At 48.3% G+C, this 17,794-nt stretch carries 14 protein-coding genes; 8 read left to right on the top strand and 6 right to left on the bottom strand.

Annotated elements, in window-relative coordinates; all coding sequences use genetic code 11:
- Positions 1–15: 15 nt before the first annotated feature.
- The 4 genes from JGK20_RS27770 to JGK20_RS27755 form a co-directional block, all read right to left on the bottom strand.
- Positions 16–630, bottom strand: a complete 615-nt coding sequence (locus tag JGK20_RS27770; protein WP_293177100.1) for a hypothetical protein — start codon at positions 628–630, stop codon at positions 16–18.
- A gap of 377 nt (positions 631–1,007) precedes the next feature.
- Complete coding sequence (locus tag JGK20_RS27765) at positions 1,008–2,135, bottom strand: type II secretion system F family protein (protein WP_293177098.1); 1,128 nt, start codon at positions 2,133–2,135, stop codon at positions 1,008–1,010.
- Positions 2,136–2,384: 249 nt separating this feature from the next.
- A complete protein-coding gene (locus tag JGK20_RS27760) occupies positions 2,385–3,482 on the bottom strand; it encodes a type IV pilus twitching motility protein PilT (RefSeq protein WP_293177096.1) in 1,098 nt (365 codons plus the stop codon).
- 169 nt (positions 3,483–3,651) lie between these two features.
- Positions 3,652–5,661 (bottom strand): GspE/PulE family protein, encoded by a 2,010-nt coding sequence (locus JGK20_RS27755; protein WP_293177094.1) that lies wholly within the window; start codon positions 5,659–5,661, stop codon positions 3,652–3,654.
- Between the two features lie 1,141 nt (positions 5,662–6,802).
- On the opposite strand from JGK20_RS27755, the gene grpE reads away from it, so the two are divergent.
- The 8 genes from grpE (at position 6,803) to JGK20_RS27715 (ending at position 15,780) form a co-directional block, all read left to right on the top strand.
- Positions 6,803–7,594 carry a nucleotide exchange factor GrpE gene (grpE, locus tag JGK20_RS27750; RefSeq protein ID WP_293177092.1) on the top strand — a complete coding sequence of 264 codons (792 nt, stop codon included), beginning with the start codon at positions 6,803–6,805 and terminating at the stop codon, positions 7,592–7,594.
- 289 nt (positions 7,595–7,883) lie between these two features.
- Positions 7,884–10,004 carry a molecular chaperone DnaK gene (gene dnaK / locus JGK20_RS27745; RefSeq protein WP_293190567.1) on the top strand — a complete coding sequence of 707 codons (2,121 nt, stop codon included), beginning with the start codon at positions 7,884–7,886 and terminating at the stop codon, positions 10,002–10,004.
- A 139-nt stretch (positions 10,005–10,143) separates the two neighbouring features.
- On the top strand, positions 10,144–11,271 hold the full coding sequence (gene dnaJ, locus JGK20_RS27740; RefSeq protein WP_293177088.1) for a molecular chaperone DnaJ: 1,128 nt from the start codon (positions 10,144–10,146) through the stop codon (positions 11,269–11,271).
- 368 nt (positions 11,272–11,639) lie between these two features.
- Entirely contained in the window at positions 11,640–11,930 is a 291-nt protein-coding gene (locus JGK20_RS27735) for a sulfurtransferase TusA family protein (RefSeq protein WP_293177084.1), read from the top strand.
- Positions 11,927–13,177 (top strand): ribosome small subunit-dependent GTPase A, encoded by a 1,251-nt coding sequence (rsgA, locus tag JGK20_RS27730; RefSeq protein WP_293177082.1) that lies wholly within the window; start codon positions 11,927–11,929, stop codon positions 13,175–13,177. The genes JGK20_RS27735 and rsgA overlap by 4 nt, the downstream gene beginning before the upstream one ends.
- A 246-nt stretch (positions 13,178–13,423) precedes the next feature.
- A complete protein-coding gene (locus JGK20_RS27725; RefSeq protein WP_293177080.1) occupies positions 13,424–14,212 on the top strand; it encodes a MotA/TolQ/ExbB proton channel family protein in 789 nt (262 codons plus the stop codon).
- Positions 14,213–14,227: 15 nt separating this feature from the next.
- Positions 14,228–14,959, top strand: a complete 732-nt coding sequence (locus JGK20_RS27720; RefSeq protein ID WP_293232862.1) for a biopolymer transporter ExbD — start codon at positions 14,228–14,230, stop codon at positions 14,957–14,959.
- A gap of 623 nt (positions 14,960–15,582) precedes the next feature.
- A complete protein-coding gene (locus JGK20_RS27715; RefSeq protein WP_006635253.1) occupies positions 15,583–15,780 on the top strand; it encodes an NblA/ycf18 family protein in 198 nt (65 codons plus the stop codon).
- A gap of 686 nt (positions 15,781–16,466) precedes the next feature.
- Here the strand turns inward: JGK20_RS27715 and JGK20_RS27710 are convergent.
- On the bottom strand, positions 16,467–16,916 hold the full coding sequence (locus JGK20_RS27710; protein WP_293177066.1) for a hypothetical protein: 450 nt from the start codon (positions 16,914–16,916) through the stop codon (positions 16,467–16,469).
- A gap of 80 nt (positions 16,917–16,996) precedes the next feature.
- A partial coding sequence (locus tag JGK20_RS27705) for an anhydro-N-acetylmuramic acid kinase (RefSeq protein ID WP_293232860.1) occupies positions 16,997–17,794 on the bottom strand: 798 nt, incomplete at its 5' end.

Genomic DNA, 17,794 nt, shown 5'->3' with positions numbered 1-17,794 from the left:
CGATCGCACCACCGCCTACAACTCATAACTCTCCTCACCCATACTCCCCAATTCTGGGCTACCGAGAAACTCTTCATCCTCCAATTCCTCAATCCCCGAGTCAAAACTTTCAACAACAAACGGCAACCCCGCCGCCATCAAACCGCGCTGAATGCGATCGCTAGTTTCCTCAAACAAAACAAATAGCGGATGAACAGCCTCAGCCTCATCGCTAAAAATATGTCTGTAGCGGTAAGGCATCACCCACTCGTAAGTTTTATCCAACCAAACCTGACACTGCCGCCAGCGGCCCAACAAATCCGAAAAATCTTCACCAGGGCGGTGAATAAAAACCAAAATTTCCACCCCAATTTTAACTTTCCACTCTGGATCGCACATCAAAATCGCCAAATCGCAGGGCAAACAAGCCGCCTGTCCCGGAGAGATGCTAGTCCCCCCCCTACCCGCATAGGAAACCCCCTCCCGCAAGCGCACAATTGGCAAAGGAATGGTAATTAAGCTTTCGTTAGCGCGGCGGATACTCGGAATCATCTCCATGTACAGCCGATATTTTTTCAGCAGGGCGATCGCTTCCGAAAATTCGCTGTACTGTGCTAGTAAAGCCTCGTAATGTGATTGTTTTACAGACATTTTAAATCAATTAATTAGTCATTAGTCATTAGTCGTTGGTCATTGGTCATTAGTCATTGGTCATTAGTCATTGGTCATTAGTCATTGGTCAATTGTCGTTGGTAATTGGCAATTTGTAATTGGCAATTTGTAATTGGTAATTGGCAATTGGTTATTCATTACTTGGCAACAATTGGTCATTGGTTATTCAAAGATTAGCCAAGGCCATATCACTGACTGAACATTATTAACAACTCAAACAAAGCTAATGACAACTCTTAAATAACAAATAACAACTGTCAACTGCCAACTGACAAGAGTCAACTGTCAACGGACAACTGACAACTGTCAACTGACAACTAACAACTGTCAACTGTCAACTGTCAACTGTCAATTGTCTACAGCTTCTGAAACACTGAGAACATCGGCAGATACATCGACAGCAAAATCGAACCTACGATACCACCGACCACAACAATCATCAGAGGTTCTAGCATACTGGTAAGTCCCTTGACTGCTTCTTCGACTTCGGTTTCGTAAAAAGCGCCAACTTTCATCAGCATCTTGTCAAGTTCCCCAGTCTCCTCGCCAATTGCCATCATTTGAATTGCCAAGGAGGGAAAAACAGCTTGTTCTTGCAAAGCAATACTGATCATGCCACCGCTTTGAATTTCCTGCCTTGCATATTCGATCGCATTTGAGATCGCCTGATTTCCCGCCACATCTCGCACAATTTCCAAAGAGCTAAGAATCGGCACACCCGATCGCGTCAGCGAGCCAAAGATGACGCAAAACCTCGCCACCGCCGATTTTTCAATCAAATCTCCAAAAATTGGCAACTTCATCGCAATTCTATCGATTTGGAGGTGACCTACTGGAGTTTTGTAGTACATATCAAAGGCAAATTTTAGCGCTATAATTACCCCAATAACTGTCAGTTGTTGGATCGGAGGCCAAGCCGTACAAAATGCGCTAATCCCCAACATAAACACCGTAAAAGCAGGCAAGTCTGCACCAATATCCTTAAAGATTTTTGCGAAAGTTGGTAGCAAAAAAATCGTCATTGCGAAAAAAATCACAATCGCGATGAAAAACACAGTCTTCGGATAAGACATCGCAGATTTAATTTCAGCCTCCGTCTTGTGATTTTTTTCCATCATCACCGCCAGACGGTCGAGGGTTTCATCTAGCACACCGCCGACCTCTCCCGCCGCCACCATACTGATAAACAGTTGGTCAAAAACATCAGGAAACTTAGCCATCGCCTCTGCCAAGTTTATCCCCTCTTGCACGTCAGCATTCATGCTCCTGAGTGCTCGTTTCAACTTAGCATTAGAGCACTGTTCGTGCAGCACGGAAAGGCATCTCACGATCGCCACCCCGGCATTAAACATAGCCGCAAACTGACGAGCAAAAATCGCCATATCCTTAACAGTAAGACTGCTAAGGCTATACTCAAATTGCTCCTGAATCCTACTGAGATCGAAGCCTGTTTTTGGTTTTGGATTAATAACATTTGTAGCCATAGATTGCCTCTGGAAAATTATTAAAAGTCATTAGTCATTGGCAATCAGTCATTAGTCATTAGTGATTGGTCATTTCTGCGGACTGCTGACCAATAACTGATTGCTTCGCCCCAAAACAGGTACAAGTCCCCAACACTCATGAGAGTCGATCCCCCAATTTTAGATCGTAATTCAAGCTCCCAGATTCACTGCGCTGCAATTAAATCTAAAATCTAAAATCTAAAATCTAAAATGGACTGACTGACTCAATTAATGAGCCCCTACCTTGCCTGTACCAACAGGTGCCGGGCCGATCAAGCGTTCGAGTTCGTCAGCCTTAGAAGCCTTGGCCATTGCCGATTCCCAAGTGATTTTACCGCCCTTGTAAAGTTCAGCGAGGGCCATTTCCATCGTCCTCATGCCCAATTTTGCCCCCATTTGGATTTGGGAGTAAATCATAGGAGTTTTGCCCTCCCGGATCAAGTTAGCCATAGCTGGAGTATTCACCATGATTTCCATAGCGCAGCAGCGGCCGCCCCCAACTTTCACAACCAAATTTTGGCTGCAAATTCCGACTAAAGAGTTAGACACTTGGGCGCGAACCTGGGGTTGTTGAATGGGCGGGAATACGTCCAAAATCCGATCGATCGTAGCAGCAGCCGAATTAGTGTGCAGCGTTCCCATCACCATGTGACCCGTTTCTGCCGCCGAAATTGCCAGACCGATCGTTTCCAAGTCCCGCATTTCTCCCACCAGAATCACATCAGGATCTTCCCGCAGGGCTGCTTTCAGCGCATTAGCAAAGCTCTTAGTATCTTCCCCCTTTTGACGCTGGTGAAACAAACTCTTGACATTCGGAAACACATATTCGATCGGGTCTTCAACCGTCAGAATGTGTTCAGCCCGCGTCCGGTTGACCAGATCCAACAAAGCCGCCATCGTAGTAGTTTTCCCGGAACCCGTTTGTCCCGTCACCAACAGCATACCCCTGGGTCTTTCCGTCAGATCCCGCAAAATCTGCGGCACGCCCAAAGCATCTGCGTTAGGAATCTTAGAAGCCAGAGCCCGCATACAAGCAGCCCAAGCACCCCGCTCCCGGTACACATTCACCCGGAACCGAGCCAATCCCTTCACCCCGTAAGCGCAGTCGAGTTCCCACTCCATTTCCAACTGCTTGCGCTGCATATTGTTGAGCATTTGGAAGATCAGAATCTGCACTTCCTCAGCAGACAGAATGTCGCCGTATTGCGACTGAGGAGTTAGTTTCCCGCTGACGCGGAAGAAGATAGGCGCGCCTGCTTGGATGTGTATGTCCGAACCCCCTTGCTCTACCAGGGACTCCAATACGTCTTCAATCATCAGACCCATAGATACCTCTTCTCAATCTAGTTGATAGTTATTGACCAATTTAGCTCAGATACAGTTGACAGTTGACAGTTGACAGTTGACAGTTGTTTTTCTACTGACTAATCACTAATGACTAATGACGGATGACGGATGACTAATGACTAATGACGAATGACGGATGACGGATGAATCAATCCAAAAAGCGCGGCGTCAAGCAGTACGGACAATCCAGCATCTCCGGCTTCAATTCCGCCCGACAAGTTTTGCAGGTAAGTCCCTGCTTGCGTTTGGCTTTCAGTTCCGCCTCCAACCCGGAGTCAGTAAAGGTCACCCGCTCGACTTCCTCAAAGGTAGTCGCCCCTTCCCGCACCAACTGCAAGCTGTAAGCCAACAACGTTTTCATCCCTTCTTCTACCGCTGCTTCCTTAAGTTGCTCTGTGGGAGCCCCTTGAGTGATCAGAGTTTGCAGCCGCTCAGTATTTTTCAGGAACTCGTAAACGCCTACCCGTCCTTTGTAGCCTAGGCCGCTGCACTTCCGACAAAGTTGATCGCGTTCTGCGAGTCCTTTCCTTTCCTCCACTGGTATGGTGTTGGCTTTGTTAATAGTCAGATCGATTTCTTGAGAAGCCGACAGACCGTAGCGACCGAGTTCGGCCGCAGTAGGCTGGTAAGGAATGCAGCATTTGTCGCAAACGCGCCGCATCAGACGCTGAGCCAACACGCCCAACAGAGCGGCTGAAACCATGAACGGTTCTACGCCCATTTCGTCCAAACGCGCGATCGCCCCAGCCGCGTCATTAGTGTGCAGCGTAGTCAGCACTAAGTGTCCCGTCAAAGCAGCTTCCAGAGCAGTTTTTGCCGTTTCTCTGTCCCGCGTTTCCCCCACCAGAATCACGTCAGGGTCTTGCCGCAAAAACGCCCGCAGCAGGTTGGAAAAAGTCAAGTCTTTTTCCCGAATTACTTGACATTGGGTAATTCCCGGCAAAGCATATTCGATCGGGTCTTCCGCCGTACTGATATTAACCCCCGGATCGTTGCGTTCCGCCAGAATCGAGTACAGAGAAGTTGACTTACCCGAACCCGTAGGCCCCGTCACCAAAATCAGTCCGAACGGACGGCTAGCAGTCTCTCGCACCAAAGCCAGAGTTTCTTGATCCGAGATCAACAAACCCAAACCCAACTGAGTGCTGGAACTGTCCAAAATCCGCAGCACGATTTTTTCGCCGTACCGGGAAGGCAAGCTATTTACCCGGAAATCTACCGTGCGTCCCTCAAACACCCGGCGGATACGACCATCTTGAGCTTGTCGGCGTTCGGCAATGTCCAAGTTGGCAATAATCTTGAAACGAGCCGTAATCGATTGCACTACCTGTTTCGGAAACCGGAAATACTCTTGCAGCACCCCATCTTTCCGCATCCGTATCCGCATAAACTCTTCTTGAGGTTCTACGTGGATGTCCGACACCTTTTCCGACAAAGCTTTAGCCAAAATGATATTGACAGCCTTAATTACCGGAGCAGCCTCAGCATCGTCTATGGTGTTAGCTAGGTCTTCTTGGTCAGCACTCTCCTCTTCTAATGAGAGTTCGCCAAAATCTCCCTCCCCTAACTCCAGCTTTCTCTGCTTATCGGCTTCTGCTATTTTGGCGGCTACCTTAACTTGGTCGTCTTGATATGCCGAAGTGATGTCCTGGTAGTCGTCTGGCGTAATCACCCGTCGCTGCAAAGCCAAGCCGTGAGGCTGTAAAATCCGCCGCAAATCTTCTATGGCGTTGAGGTTGTCGGGATCTACCATTGCCACTAAAACAGCCTGAGGCTCGGTTTCAGTCTTCGCTACTGGTAAAAAGCGACCTTGGTGACAAATGTCGATCGAAATTTTCAACCCATCGAGCATAATTCCGAGTTGCTCGTTCGACATTTCGCTCATCTCCGGGTCATACGCTTCAACCCCGTAGACAATCTTCCGTTCAAACATCTGCTGCTTCTTGTAAAGCCGCAGCAATTCAGGAGGTAACGGCTGCCCGGTAAGTGCTTCTAATACCTCCGTCAACCGCTTACCCGACTTCCGGCTTTCAAGTTGAGCTTGTTTCACTTGGTCGCCGTTGACGTAACCCGACTGAATCATCTTGTTGAGAGCCGGAGGCAAAACGCTGATAGCAACTATCGATGTGCGAGGAGACCCCTGGGATGTGTTAGTCATAAAAAACACTCATTCTTGTGGGAAACTCAGTCACAGAAAGTGCTGAGAGGAAAACCAACGCGGGGTTAAAACCCCCGTATCTTTTGCTTGTGGATGAGCTATCATATTTGTGCTCTATCCCTATATGTCAAGTGTAAGCTCGTAGTCTCCTCTCATTTTCGTCCACAAATTGATGAGACGTTGGAGGGATTGGTCGATGCTTGCAATCAAATTTTGTTTGTTGAGTGCTAAGTTGCTTACTGACCCGATCGACCTGCGAGATACTCTCGTTATAGCCTCATGGCACATCACTTGGGGATTGATCCTGAGGTCTGTCGCCTTTCCACGATCATTGTATATTCGCAAATTGTTTGGTCAAATTACAGCGCCCGTGGTAGCGCGGTTCTCTGTACTACCTTAAAGATCGGCTGTGCGAGCTTTGATGATGATAGCTTTGACGAAAGCCATCGATCGGTCTAGTGAGATATATTTTGATTAATTATCTGCGATCGGGCGATCGCCCGATCGCAGATTTCGATCGCCCAGATTTTGAGCAGCTCTAGTTTTTTCCCTGCCAATATTCATCTAATTCTCTCTGGTGTCCTAACCTTTGTGAGGAAAGGTTGACAGTTCATCAATTTTGCCTATTGGCAAATTAGAGATCAATCGTATCTACCGAGTGGCCGGTACCCAATACCAGCTAATGTTTCTCATTTTACTCCCCAATAATCGAGGACACCTCCCTGTTTTTAAACGCACTCAATTGTAAAATACAAGCCTCTATCTGCGAATAAAACAGCCATATAAATTAACTTTAATTAACTGTGTTTTGCCGCAAATATTGAAGTATCAGCCATCAACAGCTCAATTATTTTCAGGAAATCTAACTGCTTAATATCCTTCTAAACTTGCTATCAATGCGAGGGTGTTATTCCCAAATTGCGATACAAGAAACGTTGTGTTAGCGCTAACTACGGTCTTACTAGAACTAGAGATCGAGATGTCATTTCCATAAAATATTGCAAGCTTTGAGAGATTCCTGCACAGAGACCGGAGCTTTCCTATGAATCAGATAGTGCCATACACAGTAAATTATAGTTCTGTACATTTACCGTGTTAAGTGTATCTGCTAGAATTGATAGGGTTCTGTCGCGCAGCTTTTATGATTGACGAGGAAAAACAGCAAGATCTAGATCCTAACTCAACTGGGGAAACCCCAGAGGGTTCACCAATGGCAAGCGAAACTCCGCCGGCACCAGCAAACTCTAACGAAGCAGCCGATTGGGAACTCGAACTTGCTCAAGCTTATCAAAGCGCCGAGGGCGATCGCAAGGGAGCAAACGCATCCGGAGATCCTGTCACCGGCAATTCCACCAACAGCCCGACAGCAGACGCGGCTGAATCATGGAAGAGGGAACTCGCTTCGATAAGAGATGAAAAAGAGGCTTTAAAAACTCAGTTGCAAGCCACATCAGCTCAACTAGAAGACCTAAAAAATCAAAATCTCCGCCTAGCAGCAGATTTTGAAAACTTCCGCAGGCGCACCCAAAAGGAAAAAGAAGAGTTAGATTTACAGGCAAGGTGTCTCACGATCAAGCCCCTGTTGCCGGTAATCGACAATTTCGAGCGCGCTCGATCGCACATTAAGCCGCAAAACGACGGCGAAATGAACATTCACAAAAGCTACCAAAGCGTTTACAAGCAAATGGTAGATGGTCTCAAGCAAATTGGGGTTTCTCCGATGCGCCCTGAAGGCGAACAGTTTGACCCCAACCTCCACGAAGCTCTCCTCAGCGAGCCCACAGACGAACACGAGGAAGGAACAATCATCCAAGAACTAGAACGCGGCTACATTCTGGGCGATCGTGTCTTGCGCCACGCCAAAGTGAAAGTTGCAGCGCCTGGGATATCTGTGGTAGCCTCAGATGAAAATCCCGATAGTTCGGAAAGTTAATCGGACAAAAGCTACTGCATTCCTCGCCCTGCACGGACCCCCGAAGAGAATTCGGGGGCACGAAGGTGGCAAACTCACCAACTTCTTAATTCAGGACTAAAAGCAGGTCAGCGCTTTCTCAACAAATTCTGAACAATGTTTTAATGAGTCTGCGATCTTGCATTAAAATATCAAGTTTGTTTCCTACAAATCCAGTCAGTGATGCTTGTTAAAACAAGCTTAGTCGTTTTTTATACCCCAACTTGTAGTTGGAAGTTTCCAAACATCCCACAAAGTTTTATGAGGCGCTATGGGAAAAATTATTGGAATTGACTTAGGCACGACCAACAGTTGCGTAGCTGTATTGGAGGGCGGTAAACCCGTCGTGATCGCCAATTCCGAGGGCGGCCGCACAACTCCGAGCATCGTAGGATTTGGCAAGGCGGGCGATCGCTTAGTCGGTCAACTAGCCAAGCGGCAAGCTGTAACTAATGCTGTAAATACTGTTTACAGCATCAAACGATTTATCGGGCGCAGGTGGGACGACACGGAAGAAGAACGATCCCGCACTCCCTATACCTGCATCAAAGGCAAAGACGACACCGTTAACGTCCAAATTCGGAACAAAGTTCACACCCCCCAAGAAATCTCGGCAATGGTACTCCAAAAGCTCAAGCAAGATGCTGAAGCTTATTTGGGACAAACTGTTACCCAAGCCGTGATTACTGTGCCGGCATACTTTACAGACGCCCAGCGCCAAGCGACTAAAGACGCCGGTACGATCGCGGGTTTAGAAGTCCTGCGGATCGTCAACGAACCGACGGCGGCCGCCCTTTCCTACGGGCTCGACAAGCAAAATATCGAACAGAAAATCTTGGTCTTTGACCTCGGCGGCGGTACTTTCGACGTTTCGATCCTGCAATTGGGAGACGGAATTTTTGAAGTCAACGCCACCGCAGGTAACAACCATCTCGGAGGAGATGACTTTGATAACTGCATAGTTCAGTGGCTGGTAGAAGTTTTCCGAACTCAAGAAGGTAGCGACCTCTCAACAGACAAAATGGCATTGCAGCGCCTCCGAGAAGCTGCGGAAAAGGCGAAAATTGAACTCTCTCTCTCGCAATCCACATCCATTAATTTGCCGTTCATCTCCTCTGATGCTAAAGGGCCGAAGCATTTGGAAATGGATCTCTCGAAGGCTCAGTTTGAAAAACTGGTGGGTCATTTGGTGCAGGCGACGATCGATCCGGTGACTCAAGCCCTCAAAGACGCAAGTCTTACCCCGAAAGATATAGACAGGATTATTTTAGTCGGAGGCTCAACCCGAATTCCGGCAGTTCAAGAGGCAATTAGTAAGTATTTTGGGGGCGCGTCTCCCGATAAATCGGTGAATCCCGACGAAGCTGTAGCCGTAGGTGCGGCAATTCAAGCCGGGGTGTTGGGCGGTGAAGTCAAAGATTTGCTGTTGCTAGACGTGACGCCGCTTTCCCTGGGACTCGAAACTTTGGGCGGTGTGTTTACCAAAGTAATCGATCGCAATACAACCATCCCCACCAGTCGATCGCAAATGTACAGCACGGCTGCTGACGGACAAACCTCCGTAGAAATTCACGTCCTCCAAGGCGAGCGCGCATTGGTAAAAGACAACAAAAGTCTCGGCAAATTCCTGCTCAAAGGCATTCCCGCAGCCCCCCGCGGCGTACCTCAAATCGAAGTTACCTTTGAAATCGATGCCAACGGCATTCTCAAAGTTGCCGCTGAAGACAAGGGAACCGGCAAAGAACAAAGCATCCAAATTTCCAATACAGGAGGCTTGAGCGAAACCGAAGTCGAGCGGATGCGGCAAGAAGCCGAACTTTACGCCGACGAGGACATCAAGCGCGCTCAAGTAGTCGAACTCAAAAATCAAGCCGACACCCTGGTCTATAATTGTGGTGTCACTTTGAAAACCAACGCGCAATTGCTCAGCGACGACCTCAAAGTCGCAGCCGAATCAGCAGCAACAGCTTTGAAGGCCGCGATGGCTAACCCCGACATCAATGTTGAGGAACTCACCGAGCAAATCGAAGCTTTCAAGCAACTGCTATACTCCCTCGGGACAGCAGTCTACGAGCAAGCCCGCAGCGGGGTAGCCCACTCCTCGCCAGAGGTTGAAAGCGAGATGATGTCAGAACTAGAAGAGGTTGCAGCTACCGACGACAGCCTTTTCCTGACAGAAGAGCTGCTGGTGGCGCCCCAAGCTCCGCCACAAGCTCCGCCACAACCGGAACCCAAACCGGAACCCAAACCGGAACGACAGTCCAAGCGACAGCCGGAACCCAAACCGGAACCCAAACCGGAACGACAGTCCAAGCGACAGCCGGAACCACAACCGGAACCCAAACCGAAGGTTCCCGAACCTGAAGTTGATGAGATGAATCCTTTCCTTTAGAACTGAAAAGCTAAAAATTAAAAATTAACAATTAACAATTAACAATGAGAATTTTTAATTTTTAATTGGTAATTTCAGGAAAGGTCGCCCGTTTATTTTTCGTACACTTTTTGTTATTTACCTCCAGGCAAGCAGCTTTATGGCCGGTGATTACTATGAAATATTAGGCGTTTCTCGCAGTGCAGACAAAGAGGAAATTAAGCGTGCTTACCGCCGCCTAGCTCGCAAGTACCATCCAGATGTCAACAAAGAATCTGGAGCTGAGGAGCGGTTTAAAGAAATTAACCGTGCCTACGAGGTACTATCGGAACCGGAAACCCGCGCCCGTTTCGATCGCTTTGGCGAACAAGGTGTCAGTGGTGCAGGCGCGCCTGGGTTCCAAGACTTCGGCGACAGCTTTGCTGACATCTTTGAAAGCTTCTTTCAGGGTTTTCAAGGAGGGGCGGGCGCCCAACAGCAAGGTCGCAGACGCAGTGGCCCCGTGCGCGGAGATGATTTGCGCCTCGACTTGCGGCTAGAGTTTCGCGAAGCTGTGTTTGGTGGGGAAAAAGAACTCCGCATCAAGCACCTAGAAACCTGCGAAACTTGTACCGGAACTGGCGCCAAGCCGGGAACCAGACCTCAAACCTGTTCGACTTGTACCGGCAGCGGTCAAGTCCGACGCGCTACCCGCACGCCTTTCGGCAGCTTTACTCAAGTTTCTGTTTGCCCCACCTGCAACGGCACCGGGCAAGTAATTGAGGACAAGTGCGAAACTTGTGGCGGCCGCGGTCAGAAAGAAGTGATGAAAAAGCTGAAAATCACTATTCCAGCCGGGGTAGATAACGGTACTCGTTTGCGCGTTTCCAATGAAGGGGATGCTGGCAAGTTGGGCGGGCCGCCGGGGGATCTTTACGTGTTTTTGGCTGTGAATGAAGACCCGTTATTTAAGCGGGACGGCATTAACGTTAATTCGGAAGTGAAGATTAGTTATTTGCAAGCAATTTTGGGCTGCCGATTGGAAGTGGAAACTGTAGATGGGCCGACGGAATTGTTGATTCCTACGGGAACTCAGGCGAATACTGTTCTGACTCTGGAGAAAAAAGGAGTGCCTAAGTTGGGCAATCCAGTCAGTCGCGGCGACCATTTGATTGCGGTGTCTATTGATATTCCGACTAAGGTGACGGCTGAGGAACGGGAGTTGCTGATGCAGCTTGCTAAGCTGAAGGGCGATCGTACTGGTAAAGGCGGCTTGGAAGGATTTCTGGGCAATTTGTTTCAGAAATAAGCAATTTTTTGACACCCATGGGTGTCAAATTTTCCTGTTTGATGATTCCGTGGCAATTTTTTAAATTCTCTATCAAAAAAATGAGACCAATTGGTCTCATTTTGCCCAGGTAGAATAATTGTTCGGCAATTTGTTTAATTCTCTGTCAAAAAAGTCAGCGCAATTGCGCTCATTTTGTACAGTGACACCAATTGGTGTCAAAAATCGGTCGTAGAATAATTGTTGGGCAATTTGTGGGAATAGTCCTCAAAAAAATGACACCAATTGGTGTCAAAAATCGGCGGTAGAATAATTATTCGTCAATTTGTTCACGATAAAATAAGGCTTTCAAGAATTGAGATGGGAAATTTGAGAATCTAAAACGCATTATGAATTCAACATCCACAATTGAAAATCCCAAATCCCCAGATGCCAAAATCGATCTGCGGGGGACTCCGTGTCCTCTGAATTTTGTCCGCACTAAATTGCGCTTGGAACAAATGCCACCTGGTGCTGTTTTGGAAGTGTGGCTGGATGCTGGGGAGCCGATCGAACAAGTGCCTGATAGTCTGAAAATGGAAGGCTATCAAATTCTCGAAACGCAATTTATGGCGGATGAGTCGGAGTCTGGCTTTTTTGCCATGAAAGTGCAGCGCCCAGAACTCCAGGAAGCCGGATGAGCCTGAATTTGTCCTCTCTCGTCGGTACAGTCGTGGCTGTTCAGGCTAACTTCTACCGAGTCAGGCTAGATCCAGCAGCCGGGATTCACGAGAATATAGCCCTGGCGGATGCTCCCACTCTCCTGTGCACTCGCCGCACTAGACTGAAAAAAATTGGTCAACAGGTGATGGTGGGCGATCGCGTGGTGGTAGACGAACCGGACTGGACTGACCGCCGGGGTGCAATTTCAGAAGTCTTCCCCCGCCGCACAGAACTCAACCGCCCGCCTGTCGCTAATGCCGATCGCATTCTCCTCGTTTTTGCCCTCGCCGAACCCGATTTAGACCCCGCCTCATTAACTCGGTTTTTAGTCAAGGCAGAATCTACAGGTTTAGAGGTGAGTTTGTGCCTGAACAAATGCGATTTGGTGAGAGCCGAGGAGTTGGAACAGTGGCGCGATCGGCTTTCACGTTGGGGCTACGAACCAATGTTTATTAGCGTTCGCAGCGGTTTAGGAGTGCAGGAAGTTGCCACAAATTTTCAAAATAAAGTTTATGTCGAAAAAGTAACTTCCCAGAATTTATCGGACAAAATAGATGGTTCTCTGTTGCCTTCTGAGGAGAACCCCCTACTAGCAAATTCGGCTCATCCGTTAGCTCCGTTAAATTCCGTACAAAATCCCTTGCCGAACTTTCTCCACAGCCACACCCAAGACAAAATAACGATAATTTGTGGCCCTTCTGGCGTCGGCAAGTCCAGCTTGATCAACCAACTGGTTCCGGCGCTGAACCTGCGAGTGAACGCTGTTTCTGGCAAACTCGGCCGCGGGCGCCACACAACTCGCCACGTCGAACTATTTGAACTTCCCGACGGCGGATTGCTGGCGGATACTCCGGGCTTTAATCAGCCGGCTCTCGAATCCGATCCGTCGGAGTTAGCTGAATATTTCCCAGAAGCTCGTCAGAGGCTGGCTTTGGGTAGCTGCCAGTTTAGCGACTGTTCGCACCGCGATGAGCCTAACTGTGTGGTGCGGGGAGATTGGGAGCGCTACCAGTATTATTTGAATTTTATGGAAGAGGCGATCGTCCGCCAACAAGCTCTGCAAAACTCCAGCAGCGCCGAATCCAGTTTGAAGCAGCAAACCAAGTCCGACGGTACACAGCAGTATGAACCGAAACTGCAAACTAAAAAATATCGCCGCACGAACCGCCGCCTGCAACACCAGTCGCTGCAAGATATGTGTCAAGAAGATTTAGAGGATTTCTGAGGAAGTAGTCGCCGCCGATCGCCCGCGAGGAGTCTGACAATATTACCAAGACTTACTCAGCAACGGGATTCGATCGAGTAAGATACTTCTTTGCCACCCGAGGCCTTGGACTGCAAGACCCGGTTTCTTTAGTGGCGAGTGCGTAAGTCCTGAGTACATTAATCGCTAAAATTAAATGGCCTTAGATTTGTAAAAAAAAGTAGAACAGAAGCAAAAGTTAGCGGGTAATGCAGGAGCAAAAATATTGTGAATATTCAAGAACTGTTTCAAAAAGGCGGCCCCGCCATGTGGCCCCTGTTGGTGTTATCGATTCTATCTGTAAGTACAATTATCGAGCGCTTGTGGTTCTGGGCAAGCCTCTTGAGCAAAGAGAAGCAGATAGTTAACCGGATTCTCGACGCGGCGCGGAGCGATTGGGGGGCGGCTAACGAGATTGCCAGACAAGCCAACCGACAGCCGATCGGGCGATTTCTTTCTGCACCCCTGCGCCTGTACAATCCCGAACCAGATTTATTTCGACTCGCCCTCGAAGCAGCCGCCGATGAAGAGTTGGCTTCGATGCGCCGCGGGGACAAAATCTTAGAAGCGACGATCGCTCTCGCCCCTTTGCTGGGCTTGCTGGGAACAGTTTTGGGCTTGATTAACTCCCTCAGTTCCATCCGTCTGGGCGACATCGGTACGGCGGCAACCACTGGCGTGACTTTGGGGATTAGCGAGGCGCTGATCACGACTGCGAGTGGGATGGTAGTAGCAATTTTTACCTTGGCGTTTTATCGGATATTTCAAGCTTTTTTGTTCAACCAAGCCAAAATATTTCGCAAAGCTGGAAATGAAATGGAATTGCTCTACAGACAATATTGGCCGACTGCTAATGCTAAAGGTCGATCGCCCGGTACAGATCACAACAATTCTTCCTTTGGTTCCGATGGTTTGAACAGGCGTTCTCTCAATTCTCAAGAATCATCGGGAGAACGTCTCAGGGAGCCGAAATTGAAAGGTTCCGATCCGGCTGAAGATTCACCTTCTAATAATTAGAACAAAGAACAACTGATGAAGATTCACTTAGATACTCCTGCTGAAGAGGCTCGGATTGAACTGGTGCCTTTAATTGACGTGATCTTTTGCATTCTGACGTTTTTTTTGGTGGCGGCTTTGCAACTGACTCGCCAGCAAGCGATTAATGTCGATTTGCCGAAGGCGAAGACTGGACAAACGCAGATGCGAGAGATGCTGATTGTCAGCATTGACGATTTCGGGCAAACTTATATCGACCAATTGCCTGTTAATTACCAGCAGCTCGATCGAGTTTTAAAGAGTTTCCACAGCACAAATCCTGCCGGCTTGACGGTGTTGTACGCTCCTCAAAATGCTAAATACGCCAAAGTTGTGGAGGTTTTAGACAAATTGCGAGAGGTAGGGGGCGATCGAGTAGCTCTAGCAACTCTTCCTAGTTCGGCTCCCTCTGCCCAGCCGAATAATCCGTCGCTTCCCAATTCGGGGATTCCTGCGGCACCTTCGGGCAATTACCCTCAACCCCTGCCGTCTCCCGTAGCTCCTGGGCAACAGCAGCTCAATCCGAATCGGTTTCAATCTCCTCTTCCGGCTCCGGGGCAGCAGCAGTTCAATCCCAATCAGTTTCAATCTCCTCTTCCAGCACCGGGACAGCAGCCGAGCAACTCTGGGGGAAATCTGGGAATTCCTCCCGTTTCGCCCGCACCCATTGCCCCCAATTCCAGGCCCGGAGCTGCTACTCCACTGCCGAATGTCCCTGCCTCCAATTAGTGAGAACGTTTCCAAGTTTGGAAGCAGTGTGCGGGATTTAACAGATGTAGCCGATTTAACGAATACAAGGAAGAAGGTAAGGGAGAAGAGAGAAATATAGATTCTCCCAGTCTCCCCATCTCCCCTCACCCGATCTCCTGACAGGTGTAGGTTTTCCCCTGGCAAAACCCAGCAAATCTAGACAGTGCAAAAGTTTTGGGCTTTTGCCTCTTAAAATCTCAAACTCTTATGGGATAAGGCTTTTACCAAAAAACCTACACCCGTCAGCACCCGCTCTCCCCCTCAGCCAGAGAGAATTTCCGCGCGAGTTGGTATAAATCGCTGCAATTATTTTGGTTCATACTGAGCCTTTTTTCTCTTGACAAGTAGATAGAGTGGTATAAGTCTGCGGAAGGAACTTTTGCGGACATCTTGCCATCTCTATGGTTAAGTTATTTCTTAGGAAAGATGGTAATTTTGTCAAATTATTGTTACCTTTTGTAATATACTAAAGCGAGATAGGCTTGCGGGACATCCTGAAACCAAGAGCCGATCGCTGAAGCAACTTACAGAAACAACTTACAAATCTGGTTAATCCAGGTTTCACTGTCAAGTCACTTTTACTTACTACAGGAGTCAAAGTCATGAGCCAACCAGCAGAATTGTCTTTGGAGCAGCAATTTAGCCTGTGTTCCTTCAAAACACAGGTAAGTGACATGAGCCGCGAGCAAGCTCAGGAGTTTTTGGTCAAGCTTTACGAGCAAATGATGTTGCGCGAAACCATGTACCGCCATTTTCTCAAACACCATTGGGGTCTAGAACCCAATCCAGGCGTTGAGTAACCTAGAGTCGCAGTCGGCGACCTCCGTCTCTTACTCTCTTCCCTCAGGCGGAAAGGAGTTGGGGGTGATGGGGCGTCACTCGAAGGTACAAGGTATAAGGCAAGAATATCCTCAAAACGCGACACGGATATACGGATGAATCGATCGGGTTAGAGGCATTTGGTAGAAACAATTTTTACCGACCTATCGAGAACTCATCCTCGGGTCTAGACAAACTCGCACTTTATTGTCTTTTGATTCTACTAAAAGTTGGGATAAAGTCTCCCTAATAGTCCGCACCACACAGCCACAATAATTTATCGCTCCGCCTCTCAAAAATTATAAATTTTTCGACAATCTCTATATTTTTTATACAATAAATTACAGCCACAAATTCGGAGATCGGGTAGCATTAATTGATAATATGTAATTTCCAGAAATGCAAATTTTCGATATGGCGAGCTTAACACTTCACTACAGCTCTTAATATCCTGTAAAGTCAGAGTTGCATTCTCTACTTTTAGAGTAAGCGATTGTGGGAACACAATATCAATAGCGCCCGAATCGCTGCTAGCCCTCTCAAGTTGCAGCGGATGGCTTTGAGCAAGAATTGAGCAAGTCGGACATCAAAAGGCGATCTCCGACAAGCAAAACCTTTAATTTTCTACTCAAGTTCTAGAGCACGCAACTTGTAACTCTAGAAAGAGTTATTCCGACTGACGTTCCAGAGTTGCCTCCATCGTACTCGTCAAGTAATGACCAGACATGATGCCACTAGATTGGTAGTAGCGATTTTCATCAACGCGGTGGAGGGTATCAAAACCCGTCCGCCGCTGGCGTTCATCTCCGAGTACCCAGTAACGTTGGACGATCGACTGGGGAGCAATCCAACCTTCGCCCTCGACTCGGCCGAGTTCGCTGTGTTGGAGTACAAAAGTATACTGCCGCTCATCGTTGTTGAGGTGTCCTCGGTACTGCAAAATAATCTCTTCGCGATCGCCTCCTGGAAACACGAGCTTCGTCACCATACTGAACCAATCTGTTCGGTTCCAGCTCACTAAAGTTTTGCCTTTCACCGTAATTGGCACGCCATTGCGCTCAATCCAACTTCCTTCGAGCGTCCATTGGCCAGATTCCATTAAAAACGTGTGAGCCACAGTGCTGTTCCTATGCTTTTCCTGCTGGCTACAATGCTGGTGCAACAACGCACAGCCGTTGTCCCTCAGACTCTATGCTATCATGCCCAACTGTGCCAACAAGAGTTAATTTCTCCTAACAGAACCGGCGCGCAAGCACCAGTAACTTGAGGCAGATTGCCGGGAATACCCCGAACCCGCCAGGCGGCTAAAACCGCGAAAGCGATCGCCTCTTTAAAATCTACACTCAAGCCTGCCTCAGAAGTAGTCAATACTTGCACTGGATGCAATTGTGCTTGCAATCGGCGTTTTAAGTAGAGATTGTGGCTGCCGCCCCCGCACAATAAAACTCGATCGGGCATCTGCGGCAAAAAAGTTTGGTAACTGTGAACGATCGAAGCAACAGTCAGTTCCGTCAAAGTAGCCAGCACATCAGCAGGACTGAGGTTGTAACCTTGAGCCTCGACCAAACAACGGTTAAAATAGTCTACACCAAATAACTCTCGCCCTGTAGATTTGGGCGGTGCTTGGATGAAAAAATCTTGCTGTAGCCAATTCTCTACTAAAGCTTGACAGGGAGTGCCACTTGCCGCCCAAGCTCCACCTTCGTCATAAGTTTTAGTTCCGTCACAGAAGTGCTGCACTGCCAAGTCTAAGAGCGAATTTGCCGGCCCGGTATCCCAACCCAAGATACCCTCGCCTCCATGAGAAACCGCAGACTTGTCAGCCAATTCTTCATCTCTCCTGGCAGGAAGATAAGTAAAATTGCCAATTCCGCCGAGATTTTGGATGCAGAGGTTGCGGTTGGGTTCGGCAAGCAGGCAGGCATCAACTATTGGGACTAAGGGTGCTCCTTGACCTCCTGCTGCAATGTCTGCCGATCGAAAATTGCTCACAGT

Origin of the sequence: Microcoleus sp. PH2017_05_CCC_O_A, from assembly GCF_020738785.1 — a bacterium.
Taxonomy (GTDB): Bacteria; Cyanobacteriota; Cyanobacteriia; order Cyanobacteriales; family Microcoleaceae; genus Microcoleus.
Note: the sequence above shows the minus strand (reverse complement) of the source record. Positions and strands in the feature narration are given on the sequence as shown.

Bases quoted from the DNA above. Each gene is read 5' to 3' on its own strand.
- JGK20_RS27760 (WP_293177096.1), bottom strand. From the start codon at position 3,482: ATGGGTCTGATGATTGAAGACGTATTGGAGTCCCTGGTAGAGCAAGGG.
- JGK20_RS27765 (WP_293177098.1), bottom strand. From the start codon at position 2,135: ATGGCTACAAATGTTATTAATCCAAAACCAAAAACAGGCTTCGATCTC.
- dnaK (WP_293190567.1), top strand. From the start codon at position 7,884: ATGGGAAAAATTATTGGAATTGACTTAGGCACGACCAACAGTTGCGTA.
- JGK20_RS27735 (WP_293177084.1), top strand. From the start codon at position 11,640: ATGAATTCAACATCCACAATTGAAAATCCCAAATCCCCAGATGCCAAA.
- JGK20_RS27715 (WP_006635253.1), top strand. From the start codon at position 15,583: ATGAGCCAACCAGCAGAATTGTCTTTGGAGCAGCAATTTAGCCTGTGT.
- dnaJ (WP_293177088.1), top strand. From the start codon at position 10,144: ATGGCCGGTGATTACTATGAAATATTAGGCGTTTCTCGCAGTGCAGAC.
- JGK20_RS27755 (WP_293177094.1), bottom strand. From the start codon at position 5,661: ATGACTAACACATCCCAGGGGTCTCCTCGCACATCGATAGTTGCTATC.
- rsgA (WP_293177082.1), top strand. From the start codon at position 11,927: ATGAGCCTGAATTTGTCCTCTCTCGTCGGTACAGTCGTGGCTGTTCAG.
- JGK20_RS27720 (WP_293232862.1), top strand. From the start codon at position 14,228: ATGAAGATTCACTTAGATACTCCTGCTGAAGAGGCTCGGATTGAACTG.
- JGK20_RS27770 (WP_293177100.1), bottom strand. From the start codon at position 630: ATGTCTGTAAAACAATCACATTACGAGGCTTTACTAGCACAGTACAGC.
- grpE (WP_293177092.1), top strand. From the start codon at position 6,803: ATGATTGACGAGGAAAAACAGCAAGATCTAGATCCTAACTCAACTGGG.